The sequence below is a fragment of the Rhizobium sp. ZW T2_16 genome (assembly GCF_044987325.1).
In the GTDB taxonomy this organism is placed as follows: domain Bacteria; phylum Pseudomonadota; class Alphaproteobacteria; order Rhizobiales; family Rhizobiaceae; genus Neorhizobium; species Neorhizobium cellulosilyticum.
Genome location: NZ_JBJDRG010000002.1, coordinates 547,511 through 568,112, shown reverse-complemented (window position 1 = coordinate 568,112; position 20,602 = coordinate 547,511). Strand labels below are relative to the sequence as shown.

The window sequence follows — 20,602 nt, the reverse complement described above, 5'->3', positions numbered from 1 at the left end:
TTGAAGAAAACCTTCCGCGATTGCCTTGACCTCTTAGCCCTTTGCGCCAATTACGGGCGCTAAGGAAAAATGGAGTTATTTGCGGAATGGATCAGGCATCCGATTTTGTCGTCGCGACACGAACGGCGCTTGCCCAGCTGACGGCCTTGGCCGTTCAATATTCCTTCTCCGTCATAGGCGCGCTCATCCTTCTGGTGCTCGGCTGGCTGGTGGCGGGGCTGCTCAGCCGCTGGGTCTATAACGGCCTGTCGCGCATCAGCGGCATCGACGCGACGCTGTCGCAGTTCTTCTCCAATATCATACGTTATGCGGCGCTGATCCTCGTCGTCGTCATGGTGCTCGGCCAGTTCGGCGTACAGACGGCATCGATCCTCGCAGCTCTCGGCGCGATCGGCCTTGCCGTCGGTCTGGCGCTGCAGGGCACGCTGCAGAACATTGCCGCCGGCATCATGCTGCTGGTGCTGCGCCCCTTCCGTGTCGGTGAAACGATCGAGACGGGCGCCGTCACCGGTACCATCGTCGATGTCGGCCTGTTTGCGACCGAGCTGAAGACAGCCGAAGGGGTCTATCGGCTGGCGCCGAACTCTACTCTCTGGAACGTGCCGATCACCAATTACAGCCGCCTTGCCTCCCGCCGCCACGAAATCACCATTTCGATCGGCGCGGACGAGAATGTCGATGTGACCGAGAGCAAGCTCATCAAGCTCGCGGCAGCGGACAAGCGCGTGTTGAAATCCCCGGCTCCTGCGGCCTTCATCTCTGATTTCGATGCGGGCAGCGCCAAGATCACCCTGCGCTACTGGATCGGCAGCAAGCAGTGGTGGGATGTCAGCCGCGACATGACCAAGGCCGTCAAGCTCGCTTTCGGCAAGGAGCCGGAAACCGAAGCGCCTCAATCCTCCGAGGAGGCCACGGCCTAACAGGGATCCCTATCCATCGTGTCGCCTGGCAGAGTACCGGCACGAGCGGACCTCCGCTGCCCCTTTCAGGGCGCGGGCGAGCCGGAGCCGGGCGCAGACGATGGCAAGGATGTATCGGGTCCGGTTACGAGGACCGGACCCGATACCTTTTGGATCGATCCGATCCTGACGCAGCGGCGCGATGCCGGTGATTTCCGCAACATACCGGTTTCCGACTATTCCTGGGCGTCGTCATGGCCTGTGGAAGGCCAACTCTGCCCCTTTTTTCGCGCGGTCCTTCCTCTACATTGACTTCGCCTGACGCTGCGACACTCTTGCCCGATACAGGGCTCGCACCGGCATAGGGGGAGTAAACGTGTTCCTGATCGATATCCTGCTGGTCATCCTTGTGTTCTTTCTGGTGTCGCAGAACCGGAAAGTGTCTGCCCGTGTGGACGGGGTGGAAAAGGAACTCGCTGCACTCAAGCAGATGATCGCCGAGGGTGGCTTCGACCCGGCAGTTGCGCCGCGACCGCTGCGCGAAGAGGCTGCCGACGCGGTTCTGGAGGAGATGCGGGCTGAAGAGCCGGACGCTGCGCAGGCCGCCCATGCGGATCAGGACGCCCCGGAGCCGATCGCCGCCGAGACCCAGGCCGAAGAGGCGATATCGGAGCCAACTCGCCCGGTGCGGGAAAAGCCGTCACGGGAAAATCTCGAAAGCTATCTTGGTGCCCGCTGGCCTGTCTGGGTCGGCGGCGTGGCGCTGGCATTCGGCGGCATCTTTCTCGTGCGTTATTCGATCGAGGCCGGCCTGCTTGGCCCCGCGGCACGGCTGACGCTGGCATCGATGTTCGGCCTGCTGCTAATGGCCGGTGGCGAGATCGTGCGGCGGAAGGCACTGCCGAAGATTTCCGAAATCTATGCCAATGCGATGATCCCCGGCGCGCTGACGGCAGCCGGTGCGGTGACGCTGCTGGGAACAGTGTTTGCGGCCTATGCCTTTTACGAGTTCATCGGCTCCGGTACGGCCTTCGTGCTGCTGGCGCTGGTCTCGTTTGCGGTGATTGCGCTGTCGCTGCTGCACGGTCAGGCGCTTGCGGGTCTCGGCCTGCTCGGTTCGCTCGTCACGCCGCTTCTGGTAACGACGGACGCGCCGAACGCCAATGCGCTGTTCCTCTTCCTCGGCATCACCTGGCTTGCGGTCGATGCCGCCTCGCGCATTCGCCGCTGGACTGTCGTGCCGATGCTCGCCAATATCGGCACCGGGCTTTGGGTGCTGGTCTATGCCGCAATCGGCACGGGTTTCGATCCGCTGCCGCCCACGCTTACCATGCTGGTGATGATTGCCGGCACGATCTTCCTCTGGCCAGGCCAGCAGTATTCCGCAGCCGCCGGCACCGGCTGGGCTTCGCTGCTGAAACGGCCGCCGCTGAAGATCACCCTGTCGCTATCGATCATGATCGTGCTTTGTGCGCTCGCCACCGTTGCCAGCGGCACCAGCACGGGGATCGACCCGCAATTCGCATTCCTGGCAGTCATCGCGACGCTTGCGGCACTGGGTGCGGCTCGCGCCTATGCATTCTGGCCGGCCATTATGTCGGCCGCAGGTGCGGTTCTCGGCACGCTTATCACCGCCCTTTCATTGCTCGATTATATCGCACCGGAAGGTCTGGACGGCACGCCGATCCCGCTTCCGCTTTCCGGTAACGAGATTGCGGTCAGCCTGCTGCTCGGCGCCATCTTTACGCTTTTGGGTGTCGCCGCCCTGAGGCGCTTCCGCAACGAGAAAAGGGAATATTCGATCGTCTGGGCCTTGCTGATGGGAGCGATGCCGGTGACGCTCGGCTTCATCTCCTTCCTCAACTTCGGCAATTTCTTCCGCGACTGGACGCACGGGCTTTATGGGGTGGTGATCGGTGCGGCGCTCATCGCCGCCGCCGAATGGCTGTTTCGAAGGAGCGAGGACGACGGAAACGACTGGCCGGCCAATCTTGCGGTTGCCGGTTCCTTCGCGGGCCTGACGCTGGCGCTGCATGCGCTGACCAACGGCATTGTCACCACCGTTCTCGTATCGCTTCTCGGCTTTGCCTATCTCATTGCCATGCGGGTCCGCACCTGGCCGGCACTGCCCTGGATGATGGCGGCGGCAATCGTGATCGTCTTCGGACGCGTCGCCTGGGAGCCGACGCTGATCGGCGCCAACAGCCTCGGCACGACACCGTTCTTCAACGCGCTTCTCATCGGCTACGGCATCCCTACCCTGCTTGCGATCATCTCCGCCTGGCTGCTGCGCGACTCTCCGGATTTCCGCGTGCGCAACATCATGCAGGCGCTCGCGTCGCTCTCGGCGCTGATCACGATTGCGGTTCTCGTGCATCACGCGATGAATGGCGGAAAGCTTTCCGGCGATGCGCCGACGCTTGGCGAACAGTCGATCTATACGCTGATCACCATCGGCTTCTCGGGCATATTGATGACGCTCGACCTGAAATCGCCCTCGCCGGTCTTCCGCTTCGGCTCGATGATCGCCGGCGTAGTGGCGACGGCGAATGTGCTTTCGCTGCATGTGTTTGCGCTCAACCCGTTCTTCTCGGGCGAGGACACCGGGCCGTGGCCCTTCGTCAACCTGCTGCTGCTCGGTTATCTCCTACCGGCTCTGGCTTACGCGTTCGTAGCCTATCTCGCCCGCGGGCGGCGGCCGGCGCCTTATGTGGCAATGCTCGCGGTTTCGGGTGCGGTGCTCGGTTTCCTCTGGGCGACGCTTTCGGTGCGGCGCTTCTGGCAGGGAACCAATATCGCCGACTGGAAGGGGTTCATTCCCGGTGAGACCTATACCTATTCGGTCGTCTGGCTGATCATCGGCGTCGGGCTGCTGGCGCTCGGCTCGAAGCTTGACGCCAAGAGCATAAGGCTTGCCTCTGCCGGACTGGTGCTGATCGCGGTGTTGAAAGTGTTCCTGATCGACATGTCGAACCTCGAAGGCATCTTGAGGGCGCTCTCCTTCATCGGACTTGGTGCGGTACTGATCGGGATCGGGCTTTTCTACCAGCGGATATTGGTGAAGAAGAGCGTTGAACCCGATTCCAAGGAAAGCACTGCATGACACTCACCCTCGCCGCCGCATTTGCCCCTTACGAAGAACTGGCGCGGCAGCTTATTGCGCACGCGACCGACAGCGACGACGGAAGCCACGACATTGCCCATATCCTGCGGGTGTTCAGGAATGCGATGCGGATCCATGCGAAGGAAGGCGGCAATGGAGAGGTTCTGACTGCTGCCGTGCTGTTGCATGATTGCGTGGCGGTGGAAAAGAACTCGCCGCTGAGAGCGCAGGCCTCGCGGCTGGCGGCAGACAAGGCGAGCGGCATCCTGACCGGCATGGGCTGGGAGAAGGCAGCGATCGAGGCGGTCGCGCATGCGATCACGACGCACAGTTTCTCCGCCAACATTCAGCCCGAGACATTGGAGGCAAAGATCCTGCAGGATGCGGACCGGCTGGACGCGATCGGCATGGTGGGTGCGGCGCGTTGCTTCTACATTGCCGGACGGATGGGATCAGGCCTTTATGACCCCATCGATCCGCTTGCCAAAGAGCGTGCGCTGGACGACAAGAGTTTTGCCATCGACCATTTCGAGGTCAAGCTGTTCAAGCTCGCCGACGGGTTTCAGACCGAGGCCGGGCGGGCGCTGGCCGGTGAACGGCACGAGCGGCTGAAACAGATAAGGGATATGTTCCTGGACGAAATTCAGGGATGAGATCCGGGAACAGTATTTGAGGACGATATGACGAAGGTCGCGGAACTGAATTTCTACCCCTTGAAGAGCGGCCGCGGCATCTCGCTTAATGATGCGGTGATCACCGCCGCCGGTATTCCCGGTGACCGGCAGATGATGGTGGTTGATCCGTCCGGACAGTTCATCACCCAGCGGGAATTGCAGGAACTGGCGCAGGTAGAGGTCGAGCCGCGCGATGTCGGCTACCGCTTCGCGGTCGAAGGCAAGGGCGAGATCCTGGTTGCGGTTCCGCCGTCCGACCGGCGCATGGACGTTGTTGTCTGGAAATCTCCCGTCAGCGCCGCAGTCGCGGATGACGGGACCAATGCGATCCTCTCCACTTGGCTCGGTCGCGAGGTGAAGCTCGCCTTTTTCGACAAGAATGCCGAACGCATCGCAAGCGCCGAATGGGCGGGACCGGATACGCCGGTGACCTTTGCCGACGGTTACCAGGTGCTGGTGACCACGACGGGTTCACTTGCAGCGCTCAACGCCGACATGGCGAAAAACGGTGAAGGCGCGGTCGGCATGGACCGGTTTCGTCCGAATATCGTGCTCGACCATGACGAGGCCTGGGCCGAAGACAACTGGGAAGGCATCGAGATTTCCGGCGTCCGGTTCGATTTCGTCAAACCCTGCGCCCGCTGCATCATGACCACGCAGGACCAGCAGACCGGTTCGCGCGAGGGGCCAAGTCCGATCCCGGCGATGGGCCGTATCCGCATGTCGGGCGACCGGCGCGTACCCGGCCCGCTATTCGGCTGGAATGCCGTGCCGCGCGGCGAAGGCACGATCAGGCTCGGTGATGCGGCAACGATTACCGGCACACGCGATACCTGGGCGATCAAGCGGCGCGCCTGACGCCGCACAGGGCGAAATTCCACAACAAGAGCGTACCGCGGACGGCAATAGGCGTCTTGACGCATGGCAGCCATGCGCAATGATATGTTGCCTGCATGGCGTGCTGACGGCCAAAAACGGCTGCATTCTCAAAAATCAAGATTCGGGCCTTGCGTTGTCATCGTGCTTCCTGGGCGCTTTCTGACCGGAAAACGCTCAAGAGCATTTATTTCATGACACCACGCACCCAAGGCCTGTTTTTCGCACTGACCGCGGTTTCGATCTTCGCGGTTCAGGACGGTATTTCCAAACATCTCGGCCAGGCCTATCCGCCGGTCTTCGTGGCGATGATCCGCTATTGGTTTTTCGCCGCCTTCGTGCTGGCGCTGGCGACCCGCAACCAGGGTGGCATCAAGCAAACAGCCAAGAGCAGCAGGCTGGTGCTGCAGATCATCCGCGGTGCGCTTCTGGTCTTCCAGATCGTCGTGTCGATCTATTCCTTCGCCAATGTCGGTCTTGCCCAGACTCACACGATCTTCGCGGCCGCACCGCTGGTGGTCGCCTGCCTTTCGGTGCCGTTGCTCGGTGAGACCGTCGGATGGCGGCGCTGGGCTGCCATCGGCGTCGGCTTCATCGGAATTCTTTTGATCATCGATCCGCTGCATGCAAGCTTTAGCGCCAGCATCATCGTGCCGATCACCTGTACCCTGATGTTTGCGCTCTATTCGGTTCTGACCCGCATGGTCAGCCGAACCGACACCTCCCAGACCAGCTTCTTTTACACCGGCATTGCGGGAGCCGTTGCGATCACGCTCATCGGGCCGTTCTACTGGAAGACGATCACACCCGACTACTGGTTCTGGATGCTGGCGCTCTGCGTCACCGGCATGACCGGGCACTATCTCCTGATCCGTGCCTTCGACGTGCTGGATGCCGTCGTGGTGCAGCCGATCTTCTACTGGCAGACCGTGCTCGTCTGCATGATCGGCACGTTCATTTTCGGCGAGGTGATGAGCTGGAACATGATCGGCGGCTGCGTGATCGTCATCGGTGCAGGTCTTTTCACCATCCTGCGCGAGGCACAGCTCGGCAAGCGCCGTCCGCCGGTCCAGCCGCCGGGGTCGCTGTAAAAGGGTCTCAACCGGTCAAGCGGCGGTTTCAGTTGAACAGGCTGAGGATATTCTGCGGCTGCGAGTTGGCGATCTGCAGGCTTTGCAGCGCGAGCTGTTTCTGCGTCTGAAACGCCTGCAGACGCATCGACGCTTCTTCCATGTCTGTGTCGACGAGACGGCTCACGCCGCTTTCGACCTCGTCCATCATTTTTTGTGAGAATGCAGTCTGCATTTCGATGCGTTGCTGAACCGACCCGAGCATGGCGCCGCTATCGATCGACTGGCTGAGCATGTATTCGACGCCTTCGAGATATTCGTCGATGGTGAAATCGTCGGTGGTGACGTCGATTTCGGAAAGATCGAAGCGCAGCGTAAAGGGCGGATCCGGCCGGAACGAGCTGATGTAGAAATCCACCGCCTTGTTGCCGTAACCCGGATAGATCGCCTGATCCGCCTGGAATGTCAGGCGATTGCCGGAGACGGATACGGCAAGGCCTTCGAAACCTGGAACGATATAGTCGACAATCGCCTTGAGATCGGCACCACTGGTGATCCGGCCGTCGGTTGTTCCAAGTGCTGCGTCAACGGCGGTCCGATCGATCACGAAAGTCTGGAGCGGCGCGTTATCGATACTCAGGTCAAATGAGATCGTCGCGTCCAGCATCACCTTGAAGCTCCAGAGAAAATTCATCGAAGAGCTGGTGATCATGTTGTCATGGTCGATCCGGGGCACCGAATCGAGACCAAGCGTGCGCTCTGCCACCGTTGGCCCGAATGTGCTGGTTATGCCGCTGATAAAGATGCTGGATCCAACATTCGGAGAAGTTTCCAGCGTGCGGATTTCGTAATTGTATGCATCCGCGGGCGAAGTCGCCTGCGTGCCGTAGACGTCTGCGTAAGCGTTGGCGCCGACATTGGTGAAAGCCTGCTGAATGACCGAGCGCAATTGAAAGACATTGTCTATCTCGCCGTCATTCGTTCCAAGTGCCGCATCGATAACGCCCTTGTCGATCGTGATATGGAAAGGCATGCCGGCAGATTCCGGGCTGTTGTCGATCAGCAGATCGAACTGCACGGAATCGCTGCCGCTGAAGGTGATCGGTCCATCAAAATAATGGTCTTCATGCCCTTCGTGATAAAAGCTGCTGGTGGTCATTCCACCGAGCGGCATGTAATAATCCAGATCATCCTTCTGCAGGATGCCGCCGCCGAAATCGTTCAGCATGCTGGTTTTTCTCAGATCAACCTTGCTTGTGTTGATCGTCGTCGCGCCATCCGCATTACGGGTGAACGAATCCACGACGACATCGTCCAGCTCGTTGATATTGTTGATGTGATCGCCACTGTAGGTCTGCAGATAATTAATGCCGCTGAAGCTGGAGGACCTGACGATGCTGTCGGCCTGCTTGCTCAGCTGCGAGATCTGGTTCTGGATCTGAGCCTTGTCGACACTGTCTTCCCTGGCGGTGACGAGTGTCGCCTTCACATCGGTCAGCACATCGATTATCGCGCCTGTGCCAGCATAAGCGGTATCCACTTTGGCTGCACCGACACCAAGCGCATCGCTTGCCGCAGAAATCGATTTGTTGTCCGATCGCATGTTGGTCGAAATCGACCAATAGGCGACGTTGTCGGAAGCCACCTTCACCCGGAGACCGGAGGAAACCTGTTCCTGGGTGTCATTCAATCCGGAAGAGACTGCCCGCAGCGTCTGAAGCGCCGACATGGCAGAAATGTTCGCTAAAATACTTGTCATGACGTACCGGATAAATCGATTGAATTATGGCGTCGTCATGAGCCGGATCGCAGAAATCGCGAGACTTGAACTTTGTCAGTTATGGTTAACAAAAAATTGCCAATTGGCAAGCCTCAAGCCTTCGTACGTAACCGTACAAACCGGCTCGGCGCGTGTCCGAGTGTTCAATTCGAGTCTGGCGCCATCAATTGCGCTGATGGATGACGTTCGCAAAACTCGTTTCACCAACGCGTGATGACAGTATATGAACATCTTCCCATTATGGAGGACACCCATGTCTCAAGCTGCGCCCGTTTCCGCTCGAGCGACGATGCCCTGGCTTATCATCTGCGCTGGCGCGCTCGTTGCGCTTCTGACATTCGGGCCACGTTCGGCCATGGGTTTCTTCCAGCTGCCGATGCTTGCCGATACAGGCTGGGACCGCACGACCTTCGGGCTTGCCATGGCGATCCAGAATCTTGCCTGGGGTCTGGGCCAGCCCGTCTTCGGGGCGATCGCGGACAAATGGGGCACTGCCCGTGTCCTGACCTTCTCGGGTCTGCTTTACGCGGCGGGTCTGGCGCTGATGTCGACAGCGCATTCTGAGAGCATTCTCTACCTCTCAGGCGGGGTAATGGTCGGGCTTGCGGTAGGTGCCGGCTCGTTCGGCACGATCCTCTCGGCTTTCGCCCGCAACGTGACGCCCGAACAGCGCTCGTTCGCCTTCGGTATCGGAACTGCTGCGGGGTCGGCAGGCATGTTTCTCTTTGCACCGCTGAGCCAGGCCCTCATCTCCACTTACGGATGGTCGGACAGTCTTGTCATCATGGCGGTGATGATGCTGGCAATCCCGCTGCTCGCCATTCCGCTGCGCGGCAATTCAAGCTCGGGGACACAGTCGCAAGCCGCGTTCAAGCAGACTGCCGGCGAAGCGCTGAGGGAGGCGTTCGGCCACAAGGGATATCTGCTCCTGACCAGCGGCTTTTTCGTCTGCGGCTTTCAGGTGGCCTTCATCACGGCACACTTCCCGGCTTACTTGCGCGATATCGGCATCGATGCCCGTTATGCGGTGATCGCCATGGCGCTGATCGGCTTCTTCAACGTCATCGGCTCGCTGTCGGCAGGCGTAATCGGCCAGCGATATTCAAAGCCCTATTTCCTCGCCTACATCTATCTTGCGCGCTCGGTGGCGGTGACAGCCTTCCTGCTTCTGCCGCAGACGCCGCTTTCGGTGATCATCTTCGCCATCGTCATGGGGCTGTTGTGGCTTTCCACCGTGCCGCCGACGAACGGGCTTGTCGCGATCATGTTCGGCACACGGCATCTCGGCCTGCTGGGCGGGATCGTGTTCCTGTCGCATCAGGTCGGCTCGTTTCTCGGCGTCTGGATGGGAGGCACTCTTTATGACCAGCTCGGCTCCTACGATACCGTCTGGTGGTTCGGCGTGGCGCTCGGCATCTTTGCCGCAATCGTTCACTGGCCGATCCAGGAAAAGTCTGTAGACCGGCCGGCAGCAATCCAGCCGGCGGAATAAGGGTTCAGCCGGCCTGACGATCCACAGGGCGCGCAGAGAGCGCCTTCAAGGCTGCCTGAACGAACCCTTCACGGGCGTCGTTCGCGGTGATGCCGCGCGGCTCGTAGACATGACGGTGAAGGAAGAACTGGGTCAGCCGGAACGCTGCCAGCATGCTGTCGCGGTCGGCTGCAGGTTTTGGCCCCTCCCCGAGAAATGCCGGCAGGGCCAGCATACGGTCGGCATAGGGTGCACCGGCCTCGCCGCATACCGCCCGGCCGCTTTTTGGCGAGACATATTTGAGGTTCTGCCGCACACCAGTCGCCGCGCATTCGGTAAGATCGAGGCCGTAACCGAGGTCGTTCAGCACTGCCAGTTCAAACCGGACGAAAAGCTCGCCCGCATCGGCGGGGTCATCCATCGTGTCGAGAATGATATCTAGCGCATCGAAAAGATGCGGGTGCGGATCGCGCTCAGGCAAAAGGCGTAGCAGCGCCCCCATGGCTTGCACGCCGTAAACGGCGGTGGCCGTTTCCATCAGCTTTGCGGCCCTAAGCCTCACAGGTTCGAGCTTCAGTTCACCCAGATGCTCATCGAGCCTTGCGCGCCAGACCGCCTCGACCCGGTTCCCCGGCTGCAGGACCGGCTGCATGGAGCGAGAGCGACCAGAGCGGACAAGGCCCAGATGGCGACCGCGCTCACGCGTCATCAACTCGGCGATGACGCTGGTCTCGCCATGCCGCTTGACGCCAATAATGATCGCCTCGTCCTGCCACTGCATCGATACTTGAAGACCTTTCCGAACCGATTCAATTCTACCGCATAAGTCGTTCAGATTGAATCTGTTTCGCGATGTGCAACAGATCTCGAAAAACTGCGATCGGGTGTCATCTCCAGTGGAACAAATTGACTGTCAGCGGAATTCTCTCGCCAAACAAGAACCGGTTCAGGGAGTTCCCATGAGACATATCGTTTTCGCTGCCACCTTGGCATCTGCGGCCCTTGCCGGTTTCCTGCCGGCACAGCCGGCTGCGGCGCAATCACCGCAGCTGGAGCAGGCGTGCGTGGCGGTGGCAAAGAATTTCCTGCTGGTACCATCGCTCAAGACCGGGATCGTGCAGTCCTTCCCCGAACTCGATCCGCCCGGCGCGCGCCTGACCTATTCCACCCGCGAGGATGCCAAGCCGACAGACTATAACAATGAGATCGAGTGCCAGTTCGACAAGGCGACACCGCCCTTCGGGCTGGTGCGCTTCTGCATCTCCAAAACCTGCTATGGCCCGGGCGAGCAGGAACCCGACAACCGCCGCCGCTTCGAGGAAGTCAAGGCGCTGATGGCGCGGCAAAAATAACGGCAAGCGCCGGCGGCACACCATCGCTTGCCGCCGGATCTTCTTTTTGGGGTCCATTAATTCTCGGCCCGTCGGCCAAGCGCTCCCAGCGCCGAAGTCAAATAGCGTTCAGCCAAGGCATGGCGGCGGCGCTTGGCAAGCTTCAGCGCCTCCATGCAATGCGAAGCCAGCCGATCCGCGTCGTTAGATTTCACACCGTTTTCCTCGGCGGTCACCAAACCGGTATAGATCGACGGCATGCCTTCGCCGTTGCGCAGGCAGCGCCCCTGCCCCGTCACGACAATGCTCTTGCCGCTCGGATGACTGATCTTGTAGGTCTGATGACACGGCTTGCCGGAGACGATGGTCTCGTGCAGCGCCTTGGCCACCCGGGGCATGTCGTCTTCCGCGACATGCTTGATGACCTGCTCGATCGGAGCTCCGATCTCTAGCTCGTGAGGCGGAATACCGTAGATATGGGCGAAAACACTGTCGGCGAAGACTTTGTTTTCGCTCAAATCCCAGCTGAAGAACCCGACAGCGTCCTTCAAATCCACGCCTTTGTCTCGTCCCATATATTTGCTGGTGGCCATGCGGTTCGCAATCCTTGTGGCGCTTTTTTCCATCCCTATCAGCCAACAGCCTGAATCAGACCAGTGACAAATCAGATCAAAGTTCCACAGTTGCGTCGTGTCAAGTTCACCGCGTATAGTTGTGCGTATATATAGGATATATCACGTTTGACTGTGGACTATTTCCATGCAGATCGGGCGGACCTGAAGGAAATCAAGAGCACGGGAAACGAGAAAAATCGTTGATCGATCAACCTTTTGGGAATTCCAGGCCCATTTCGCGGAAGCGTTCCGGGTCATCGCCCCAGTTCTCGCGAACCTTGACGAACAGGAAGAGATGCACCGGCTGCTCGAGGATTTCGGATAGCTCCTTGCGGGATGCCGTCGAGATTGCCTTGATAGCCTCGCCATTCTTGCCGAGCGCGATCTTCTTCTGGCTCTCGCGCTCCACATAGATGACCTGCTCGATGCGAACCGAGCCATCCTTGCGCTCTTCCCACTTTTCCGTCTCGACGTGAGAGGCATAGGGCAGTTCCTGATGGAGGCGCAGGAACAGCTTTTCGCGGGTGATCTCGGCTGCGAGCTGGCGCATGGGCAGATCGGAGATCTGGTCTTCAGGATAATACCAGGGGCCTTCCGGCAGGGTCGTTGCGAAGTAATTCATCAGATCGTCACAACCGGAACCGGTCGTCGCAGAGATCATGAAGGTGCGCTCGAAGTCGGCCTTTTCATTGGCTGCGGCGGCAAGCGCCAGCAGATCCTCGCGCTTGACCTGATCGATCTTGTTCAAAAGCAGGATCTTTGGCTGACGAACGTCCTTCAGGCCTTCGAGGATCGTTTCGGCATCGCCGCGAATGCCACGCTCGCTGTCGATCAGAAGCGCGATCAGGTCGGCATCCTTGGCGCCGCCCCAGGCGGTCGTGACCATGGCGCGGTCGAGCCTGCGGCGCGGCTTGAAGATACCGGGCGTATCCATGAAAACGATCTGGGCATTGTCGTGAATGGCGATGCCGCGCACGATGGCGCGGGTCGTCTGCACCTTGTGGCTGACGATCGAAACCTTGGCGCCGACGAGCCGGTTGACCAGCGTCGACTTGCCGGCATTGGTGGCGCCGATCAGCGCGACGAAGCCGGAATGGGTCGGGCCGCCGGCAGCTTCATTTTCTTCGCCGGCAATGTTGTGGTCTTCGGTCATATCGATCCAATCAATCCTGGCTCTTCGGCCAGATGCCCTCGCGCTCGAGGAGCTTCGTTGCGGCAACCTGCTCGGCTGCCCGTTTCGACCGGTCGGTGCCGGTTTCGGGCGCAACGCCCTTTATTTCTACCGTTACCGTGAAGCGCGGATCATGATCCGGTCCCGAACGGTCGTCCACCCTGTAGGAGGGGGTGGTATTGAATTTCGCATGCGCCCATTCCTGCAGCTCTGTCTTGGCATCGCGCCGCGCAGCATCGGGCTTGCTGGCACGATCCTGCCAGTAACGCAGGATAAAAGCACGGGCAACTTCCAGACCACCATCAAGATAGAGCGCAGCGATGAGGCTTTCCACCACATCGGCGCGAACATTGAGCATGCGCTTGCCGGTCAATTTCTTGACGTCGGCGCCGGTGCGGATGAAGCGGTGCAGTTCCAGCTCATCGGCGACGGTGGCACAGCTTTCGGCGCTGACCAGCTGGTTGAGGCGCACCGACAACTCTCCCTCTTCCGCCGAGCGGAAGGTGGTGAAGAGGAGTTCGGCGACGCACAGGCCAAGCACGCGGTCGCCGAGAAACTCAAGCCGTTCGTAATTGGCATTCTTGGCGGTGCCGGTGCTGGCATGGGTCAGCGCCCGGTCAAGCCATTGCTTGTCGGCGAAGACATGACCGATCACCGTTTCCAGCTGGCCTCGCTCTTCCGCCGACAATGGTTTCATCTTCATCAGTTGACGCCCTTGAACAGACGATCCCAACGCATGTTGGACGGCCACTTCCAGATTTCGCGGAACGAGGTGTCGTTGCCGAGCGAGAAGAAGATCACGCTGGCGCGACCGACCAGGTTTTCAGCCGGAACGAAACCGACGTCGAAACGGCTGTCGAGCGAGTTGTCGCGGTTATCGCCCATGAAGAAGTAATGGCCCGCCGGAACATCGAATTCCGGCGTATTGTCACCGCGGGAATTGGGGATCTGGTCGAGCGTGTCGTAGGTCTTGCCGGTGTCGAGCGTTTCGCGGAAGACCGGAACGTTGGAGCCGGGATCGAGGCGATAATCCGAGGTGAAGCTGCCGTCAGCCTGCTTCGGAATCGCTTGGCCGTTGACGTAGAGAATGCCGTCACGCATCTGGATCTTGTCACCCGGCAGGCCGATGAGGCGCTTGATGTAATCGATATCCGGCTGCTGCGGCAGGCGGAAGACGATGACGTCGCCGCGCTTCGGCTCGCTGAATTCCAGAATACGGCCATCGAACAGGTCCGGCGAGAAAGGCAGCGAATATTTCGAATAGCCATAAGCGAACTTGTTGACGAAGATGTAATCGCCGACGAGCAGAGTCGGCATCATCGAGCCGGACGGGATGGTGAAGGGCTGGAACAGAACCGTACGGATGACCATGGCAAGCAGCAGGGCCTGAATGATGACCTTGATGTTTTCCCAAATGGCATTCGGTTGCTTCGTCTCGGCTTTATCGGACACGTCTAAATTCTTTCTATCTCGGGGCGAGTGGCTGAACTGTCTAAACGCTTAGCCAAGCCGCGGCAATGGTGGTGAGATTACTAAACCTTCATGCATTGTCGGAAGCATGCATTTCCGCGCCGGCATCAGGCGGATATCGGTTTCGCCTCGATGATCACGAAAGCCTGGGCGTAAGGATATTCATCGGTGATGGTGATGTGGATGACGGGCTCATGGCCGGCAGGGATCAGTTCGGCCAGCCGGTCGCCGGCACCGCCGGTGAGAACCATTGTCGGCTTTCCGCCGGGCAGGTTGACGACACCCATGTCTTTCCAGAACACGCCGTTGGCAAGACCGGTGCCCAACGCCTTGGAACAGGCTTCCTTGGCGGCAAAACGCTTGGCATAGGATTCGGCCCGGTTCTTGCGGCGCTCCGATTTTGCCCGCTCGATCTCTGTAAAACAGCGGTGGGTAAAGCGTTCGCCGAACCGCTCTATGGATTTTTCCACGCGCCTTATGTCTATGAGGTCGCTCCCCATGCCGATAATCATCAAGCTGATCCTATACCTAAATTGCCGATCCGGTTTCGGCTGACTTGAGGTGTCTTGCCCTCTCCGTCAAGCGGCCGACGCGACGATCGCGAAAACCGCGCACGGCAAGATAGGTCACGGCATAGAAGAAAAGCGCACAGAGCAGGCCCAGAGGCAGCGAGCCGACAAGCATCGGTTCAAGCACCGGTCCCCAGAGCTGCGAGACGTCAAGATGGGCGAACAGGGCTTCAAGATCGATATGGCGCGAGGTAGGCTCGGCACCGAGCATGAACTGACCCACTTCCCAGGTCAGCGGCCAGATGATCGGACAGGTCAGGGGATTTGCGAATGTCGTGCCGATTGCGGCAGCGATCATGCTGCCGCCAAGAAGCCAGGCGATCGGGATGGCGAACAGGACGTGAAATCCCAGAAAAGGAGTCCATGCGCTCAGCACGCCGACCGCCACGCCAGCGGCGACGGCATGGGGAGAACCACCGATGCGCATGACCTTGAGGCGATAATAACCGAGCGTACGGCGAAACCCTCTTTTCGGAACGAACATCCCGAAAAGCCTCTGCCTGAGTGAAAGAGGAGTACGACGGCGAAAGGGCATTCCAGTTAACCTGTCCAATCGATCCGGACAGGGCCGGCCGTTCTGGCTATATATGATCAAGCGATATTATAGCGGAAACCGAAAATCGTGGCGAATTTGGGGATAAAGATCCGCGCCAAGCTTCAACCAGCGCCAGGAAATCCCGAAGGGTCGCCATAAGGCTTTCACCCTATCCAACATCTCGTGCCCCGGCTCGCTGGCCAAAGGCACGACGGCGGTCAAGATTTAGAACTGCGACTTGCGGAACATACCGCGGTCGACCTGGCGCATACGGTATTCGAGATCGATCCGATCACGCGATTCATTGAGATAGGCCATTTCGCGATCCTGGGCCGAGGGAACGCGCAGGGCGCGTGCAAACTTGCGTACTGTGTCAAACATCGTCTTATCTTTCGTTCAGTTACTTTGCTGATGCTAAAATACGACTTCCTCGGCTCTTTTACCAACGCCTGGGAAGCGGTGCAGGCTTGCTCCCAATGCATGGCAAGCGCTTTGACGGCCGTCAAATTGACCAAATAACTGGCGACAACGAGCGCGACACGGCAAAAATGTTCAAAAAACAACCGCAGGAGCCGGCAAGCCCCCGCGGTTGGACATATCGTCGCAGCCGGAGGAGCAAATGCCCCTCAGCTCATCACAGGTCTGACACTCAGAACTCTTCCCAACTGTCGTTCTTGAGTGCCGTGTTGCCGGAGAAGGCACTGGCCAGCTTGCGGCCCAAAGCGCGCGCCGGCGAAGCGGCGGGCGCTTCATCCACCTGCGCAGAGCGCACAGGTTTGGTCGCCCCCCTTGCCGAACGTTCTGACGAGGCTCCGGAAAGCCTGAACTGGCCAAGCAAGGTATTGAGCGATGCAACGTCGCGGGCAAGGCCGTGGCTTGCCGCCGTCTGCTCCTCGACCATTGCCGCGTTCTTTTGCGTATCCTGGTCCATCGTGTTGACCGCAGAATTGATCTGCTGGAGGCCCGAGGATTGCTCCTGCGCACTCTCGACGATGGCGACGACGTGCCGGTTAATCTCCTGGACTTCCGCCACGATCGTCTCCAGCGCCTTGCCGGTCTCGCCGACAAGATGCACGCCGTTGCGAACCTGCTCGTTCGAAGTCGTGATCAGCGCCTTGATTTCCTTGGCGGCATTCGCGGACCGCTGGGCCAATTCGCGCACTTCCTGTGCGACAACCGCAAACCCCTTGCCCGCCTCACCTGCACGCGCGGCCTCGACACCGGCGTTCAGCGCCAGAAGATTGGTCTGGAAGGCGATGTCATCGATGACACCGATGATGTTGCCTATTTCGCCAGAGGACTTTTCGATCTCCTCCATCGCTTTGACGGCGTTCTGTACGACATGGCCGGACTTTTCCGCACCCTGACGGGTGCGGGTGACAAGATCACCGGCTTCCTGTGCACGCCTTGCGGCATCCTTCACCGTGGTGGTGATCTCTTCGAGCGCGGCAGCCGTCTGCTCGACAGCTGCGGCCTGCTGTTCGGTACGCTTGGCAAGACCATCGGCGGCCGACTTGATCTCGGACGAGCCTGCTTCAATGCTGTGGGCGTCTCCCGCGACCTGCTCAAGTGCAGCCTCGAGCTTGGCGGCAGAGGCATTGAAGTCGTTGCGGACACCATCGAGCGCCGTGGTGAACCGCGCTTCTATACGATGCGAAACATTGCCATCGGACAGCTGGCTTAGCGCCTCAGCGAGACTGTCGACGGCAAACTTGACGTCGGCGGCTTCACGCGCCCTACCTGCCTCACGCTCGATACGTTCCTTTTCCGAGAGGCTACGATTGTCGTCGGCTTCCTGTTCAAGCCGAATGCGCTCCAGTGCATTGTCGCGGAAGACGGCCACAGCTTCGGCCATCTGGCCTATCTCGTCCTTGCGGTCGAGACCAACGATTTCAGCTTCCGTTTCGCCGACTGCAAGCGAAGCCATACGCTCTCGAAGCCGGGCCATCGGTGCGGTTATGCCCGTCTGAGCGATCATCATGGCGGCACCCATAGCCAACAAGATGCCGACGACCATGCCGCAGATCGCGTAAAGGATCGTTGACGAAACGGACGCCGACATTTGGATGGCACCGTTGTTGAGGATCTCCGTCATGGCAACGTTATTGGCGGCGAACTTCAATGGCAATGCAACGATCACCCCGTCGAGCTTGGCCGAGAAATCGTGAACTCCAGCCGCATCACCGGCAACGTAAGCTTTCAGCAGGCCATCGCCTACCGCTTTCAGATTGTCGACACCGACAAGCAATTCATCGATTGCTTCCTTACGGCTTGGGACGATCGTGGGAATTTTGGTCAGGCGATCACGCGCTGCGGCAAATTCCTGACCAAAGCGCTCAGACAGTTCCTTGAATTTTTCGGACTTGGGATCCTGCACGAGCGCACGCCCCAGCCAGGTGGTTGACGTCCACATGCCGGCAGCAGCGCGCGGGCTCAAGGTCGCTGCGTTGCTCTCGTTCTGCAGGAAGTTGGAATAGGCGCTGTTGGCAGCGCTGAATTTACTTGTAACGTGCAGTAGGCCAGTCAGAGAAATGATCCCAAGGATGGCAATCGCCATCAGAAACTTGGTCTTGATCCGTAGATTTTTGAGCATAGGGAAACCTCGATACGTGCTGGAAAATCCATGCAAGAGGACAGATGAACGAACGAACGCAGGAACCGCCGGACGAAGGCGGCGCGTGTCATACGCGCAAAGAGCGGGGCATATCTCAAATTTCCCGGAACAATGTGTAGGGCGACGGGCTATAATAAACAGTTACGTTTCGATCATCGGAATATTGTTCCGATAAAATATTGCAACATGCGATTGCCGCGCCCCTCCTAATCAACCACGAACATGCGGCTTATCGGCAACGAGACAGCATTGCTCACCAAACGAAAGCGGCCGAGGACTCCATGTCCCCGGCCGCTACCGCTTATTTCGGAGATAGCGGGTTACAGAAACCGCTATCGATCAGACGCTCAGAACTCTTCCCAACTGTCGTTCTTGAGTGCCGCGTTGCCGGAGAAGGCACCGGCCAGCTTGCGGCCCAAAGCGCGCGCCGGCGAAGCGGTGGGCGCTTCGTCAACCTGCGCAGAGCGCACAGGTTTGGTCGGCAACCTTGCCGAACGTTCTGCCGAGGCTCCGGAAAGCCTGAACTGAGCCAGCAAGGCATTGAGCGATGCAACGTCGCGGGCAAGGCCGTGGCTTGCCGCCGTCTGCTCCTCGACCATTGCCGCGTTCTTCTGCGTATCCTGGTCCATCTGGTTGACGGCCGTGTTAATCTGCTGGAGGCTCGAGGATTGCTCCTGCGCACTCTCGACGATGGCGGCGACGTGGCGGTTGATCTCCTGGACCTCCGCCACGATCATCTGCAGCGCCTTGCCGGTCTCGCCAACCAGATGCACGCCGTTCTGGACCTGATGGTTGGACGCGGTGATCAGCGTCTTGATCTCCTTTGCGGCATTTGCGGACCGCTGTGCCAGTTCGCGCACTTCCTGTGCGACAACCGCAAACCCCTTGCCCGCCTCACCTGCACGTGCGGCCTCGACACCAGCGTTCAGCGCCAGAAGATTGGTCTGGAAGGCGATGTCATCGATGACACCGATGATGTTGCCTATTTCGCCGGAGGACTTTTCGATCTCCTCCATTGCCTTGACAGCGCTGTGCACGACTTCACCTGACTTTTCCGCACCCTGACGGGTACGCGTGACAAGCGAGCCTGCCTCGGTGGCGCGACGGGCTGCGTCCTTCACCGTGGTGGTGATCTCTTCCAGAGCGGCAGCCGTTTCTTCGACGGAAGCGGCCTGCTGTTCGGTGCGCTTGGCGAGATCGTCGGCTGCGGAGCGGATTTCCGCCGAACCGGCTTCGATGCTGCGGGCATTGCCTGCAACCTGCTCGAGCGCTTCCTGGAGCTTGGATGCCGAACTGTTGAAGTCGTTGCGCACTCCATCGAGTGTTTCCGTGAAAGGCTGCTCGATGCGATAGGAGACATCACCGTTGGAGAGCTGGCTCAGTGCCTCGGCGAGATTGTCGACTGCATATTTGACGTCGGCGGCTTCGCGGGCCTTCGCTGCTTCGCGTTCGATGCGTTCCTTTTCCGAGAGGCTACGATTGTCGTTAGCCTCCTGTTCGAGACGCTGACGTTCCAGCGCGTTGTCGCGGAAAACAGCGACGGCTTCGGCCATCTGGCCGATCTCGTCCCTGCGGTCGAGACCGTCGACTTCAGCTTCAGTCTCACCGGCGGCCAGGGACGCCATGCGTTCCCGCAAGCGCGCCATCGGCGTGGTGACACCCTTCTGCGCGATCAACATGGAGAAAGCGATGGCAGCGGCAATCCCGATCAACATGCTGACGATCGTGACCAGAATTGCATCGGTAACACGCGCATTGAGCTGGTCCGAACCATTCTTGATCAGGTCCGCCATGGCAGTATTGTTGGCGCCCGACTTTGCCGAGAAGTCGATGGTGGCCTGTTCGAGCTTGACCGTCATGCTGTCGAACAGTGCCTTGTCACCGACGGCATGGGCCTTGATCATTTCCCCGCCGATCTGCCGCATGGCGTCTATGGCGCTCACCAATTCGTCGATTGCGGCCTTTCGGCTGGGAACGATGGCCGGGATCTGCTCCAGACGGCCGCGGGCGCCGCTCAATTCGTTATTGAAGCGGGCAGCGAATTCCGTGAATTTGTCCGACTGTGGATCCTGGCTTACGGTACGGTTCAGCCAGTTGATAGCCGTCCACGCGCCGGCAACACCACGAGGCCCATAGACAGCCGCGGTGCTCTCGTTCTGGAGGAAATTGTAATATGTGCTGTTCGCCTCTTCGAAGCGTAGAGTGACGAAAGCCAGGCCCGCCAGCGAAATGAACGCCAGGATCGCAATCGCCATCAGAAATTTGGTCTTTATTTTTAGGTTCTTGAGCATCGGATACCTCCACAACGCGATGAACTCAGCGCATTGAGCCGGGAACCGGGCTTGGTTCTCGGAGACACTATGCGCAAGTCTATTTGCTGCAGCACCAGCCGCCGCGGGATCCCGCGCTTGGTGCAACAGTGCAG

The 20,602-nt window shown here is 59.5% G+C and carries 19 protein-coding genes; 8 read left to right on the top strand and 11 right to left on the bottom strand.

Going from position 1 to position 20,602, the window contains the following annotated elements; genetic code table 11:
- Positions 1 to 86 precede the first annotated feature (86 nt).
- The 5 genes from ACI3K0_RS08310 (at position 87) to ACI3K0_RS08290 (ending at position 6,643) form a co-directional block, all read left to right on the top strand.
- A complete protein-coding gene (locus ACI3K0_RS08310; RefSeq protein ID WP_183827449.1) occupies positions 87 to 920 on the top strand; it encodes a mechanosensitive ion channel family protein in 834 nt (277 codons plus the stop codon).
- 361 nt (positions 921 to 1,281) lie between these two features.
- Positions 1,282 to 4,002, top strand: coding sequence for a DUF2339 domain-containing protein (locus ACI3K0_RS08305; protein ID WP_183827549.1), 2,721 nt, complete (start codon positions 1,282 to 1,284; stop codon positions 4,000 to 4,002).
- Positions 3,999 to 4,655: an HD domain-containing protein gene (locus tag ACI3K0_RS08300; protein ID WP_183827451.1), complete on the top strand. Its 657-nt coding sequence runs from the start codon at positions 3,999 to 4,001 to the stop codon at positions 4,653 to 4,655. The genes ACI3K0_RS08305 and ACI3K0_RS08300 overlap by 4 nt, the downstream gene beginning before the upstream one ends.
- A gap of 27 nt (positions 4,656 to 4,682) precedes the next feature.
- Positions 4,683 to 5,534 carry an MOSC domain-containing protein gene (locus ACI3K0_RS08295; protein ID WP_183827453.1) on the top strand — a complete coding sequence of 284 codons (852 nt, stop codon included), beginning with the start codon at positions 4,683 to 4,685 and terminating at the stop codon, positions 5,532 to 5,534.
- Between the two features lie 212 nt (positions 5,535 to 5,746).
- Positions 5,747 to 6,643 (top strand): DMT family transporter, encoded by an 897-nt coding sequence (locus tag ACI3K0_RS08290; protein WP_183827455.1) that lies wholly within the window; start codon positions 5,747 to 5,749, stop codon positions 6,641 to 6,643.
- Positions 6,644 to 6,671: 28 nt separating this feature from the next.
- Here the strand turns inward: ACI3K0_RS08290 and ACI3K0_RS08285 are convergent, their stop codons facing one another.
- Positions 6,672 to 8,351 (bottom strand): flagellin, encoded by a 1,680-nt coding sequence (locus ACI3K0_RS08285; RefSeq protein WP_404945243.1) that lies wholly within the window; start codon positions 8,349 to 8,351, stop codon positions 6,672 to 6,674.
- Between ACI3K0_RS08285 and ACI3K0_RS08280 the strand changes: the two genes are divergently transcribed.
- A complete protein-coding gene (locus tag ACI3K0_RS08280; protein WP_183827559.1) occupies positions 8,350 to 8,616 on the top strand; it encodes a hypothetical protein in 267 nt (88 codons plus the stop codon). The two genes, ACI3K0_RS08285 and ACI3K0_RS08280, sit on opposite strands and share 2 nt — an antisense overlap.
- 39 nt (positions 8,617 to 8,655) lie before the next feature.
- Entirely contained in the window at positions 8,656 to 9,894 is a 1,239-nt protein-coding gene (locus tag ACI3K0_RS08275) for an MFS transporter (RefSeq protein ID WP_404945242.1), read from the top strand.
- 4 nt (positions 9,895 to 9,898) lie between these two features.
- On the opposite strand, the gene recO is transcribed toward ACI3K0_RS08275, so the two are convergent.
- Complete coding sequence (recO, locus tag ACI3K0_RS08270) at positions 9,899 to 10,654, bottom strand: DNA repair protein RecO (protein ID WP_148145460.1); 756 nt, start codon at positions 10,652 to 10,654, stop codon at positions 9,899 to 9,901.
- A 178-nt stretch (positions 10,655 to 10,832) separates the two neighbouring features.
- Here recO and ACI3K0_RS08265 point away from each other — a divergent pair, with 178 nt between their 5' ends.
- On the top strand, positions 10,833 to 11,225 hold the full coding sequence (locus ACI3K0_RS08265; RefSeq protein WP_183827461.1) for a hypothetical protein: 393 nt from the start codon (positions 10,833 to 10,835) through the stop codon (positions 11,223 to 11,225).
- A 56-nt stretch (positions 11,226 to 11,281) separates the two neighbouring features.
- Here the strand turns inward: ACI3K0_RS08265 and ACI3K0_RS08260 are convergent, their stop codons facing one another.
- The 9 genes from ACI3K0_RS08260 to ACI3K0_RS08220 all read right to left on the bottom strand — a co-directional run bounded on the left by ACI3K0_RS08260 (position 11,282) and on the right by ACI3K0_RS08220 (position 20,468).
- Positions 11,282 to 11,797, bottom strand: a complete 516-nt coding sequence (locus tag ACI3K0_RS08260) for a PAS domain-containing protein (protein WP_183685014.1) — start codon at positions 11,795 to 11,797, stop codon at positions 11,282 to 11,284.
- A gap of 229 nt (positions 11,798 to 12,026) precedes the next feature.
- The gene (gene era / locus ACI3K0_RS08255; RefSeq protein WP_148145463.1) at positions 12,027 to 12,971 is read right to left on the bottom strand and encodes a GTPase Era; all 945 of its coding nucleotides are present in this window, start codon (positions 12,969 to 12,971) and stop codon (positions 12,027 to 12,029) included.
- Between the two features lie 10 nt (positions 12,972 to 12,981).
- The gene (rnc, locus tag ACI3K0_RS08250; RefSeq protein WP_183685013.1) at positions 12,982 to 13,692 is read right to left on the bottom strand and encodes a ribonuclease III; all 711 of its coding nucleotides are present in this window, start codon (positions 13,690 to 13,692) and stop codon (positions 12,982 to 12,984) included.
- Complete coding sequence (lepB, locus tag ACI3K0_RS08245) at positions 13,692 to 14,441, bottom strand: signal peptidase I (RefSeq protein ID WP_183827463.1); 750 nt, start codon at positions 14,439 to 14,441, stop codon at positions 13,692 to 13,694. Before lepB ends, rnc begins: the two co-directional genes overlap by 1 nt.
- A 125-nt stretch (positions 14,442 to 14,566) precedes the next feature.
- Complete coding sequence (acpS, locus tag ACI3K0_RS08240; protein WP_206826485.1) at positions 14,567 to 14,971, bottom strand: holo-ACP synthase; 405 nt, start codon at positions 14,969 to 14,971, stop codon at positions 14,567 to 14,569.
- Between the two features lie 16 nt (positions 14,972 to 14,987).
- A complete protein-coding gene (locus ACI3K0_RS08235) occupies positions 14,988 to 15,512 on the bottom strand; it encodes a DUF2062 domain-containing protein (protein WP_404945241.1) in 525 nt (174 codons plus the stop codon).
- A 276-nt stretch (positions 15,513 to 15,788) separates the two neighbouring features.
- The gene (locus tag ACI3K0_RS08230) at positions 15,789 to 15,944 is read right to left on the bottom strand and encodes a DUF3563 family protein (protein WP_148145467.1); all 156 of its coding nucleotides are present in this window, start codon (positions 15,942 to 15,944) and stop codon (positions 15,789 to 15,791) included.
- 268 nt (positions 15,945 to 16,212) lie between these two features.
- Positions 16,213 to 18,156 carry a methyl-accepting chemotaxis protein gene (locus tag ACI3K0_RS08225; RefSeq protein WP_404945240.1) on the bottom strand — a complete coding sequence of 648 codons (1,944 nt, stop codon included), beginning with the start codon at positions 18,154 to 18,156 and terminating at the stop codon, positions 16,213 to 16,215.
- A gap of 368 nt (positions 18,157 to 18,524) precedes the next feature.
- Positions 18,525 to 20,468: a methyl-accepting chemotaxis protein gene (locus ACI3K0_RS08220; RefSeq protein WP_404945239.1), complete on the bottom strand. Its 1,944-nt coding sequence runs from the start codon at positions 20,466 to 20,468 to the stop codon at positions 18,525 to 18,527.
- Positions 20,469 to 20,602: the final 134 nt, after the last annotated feature.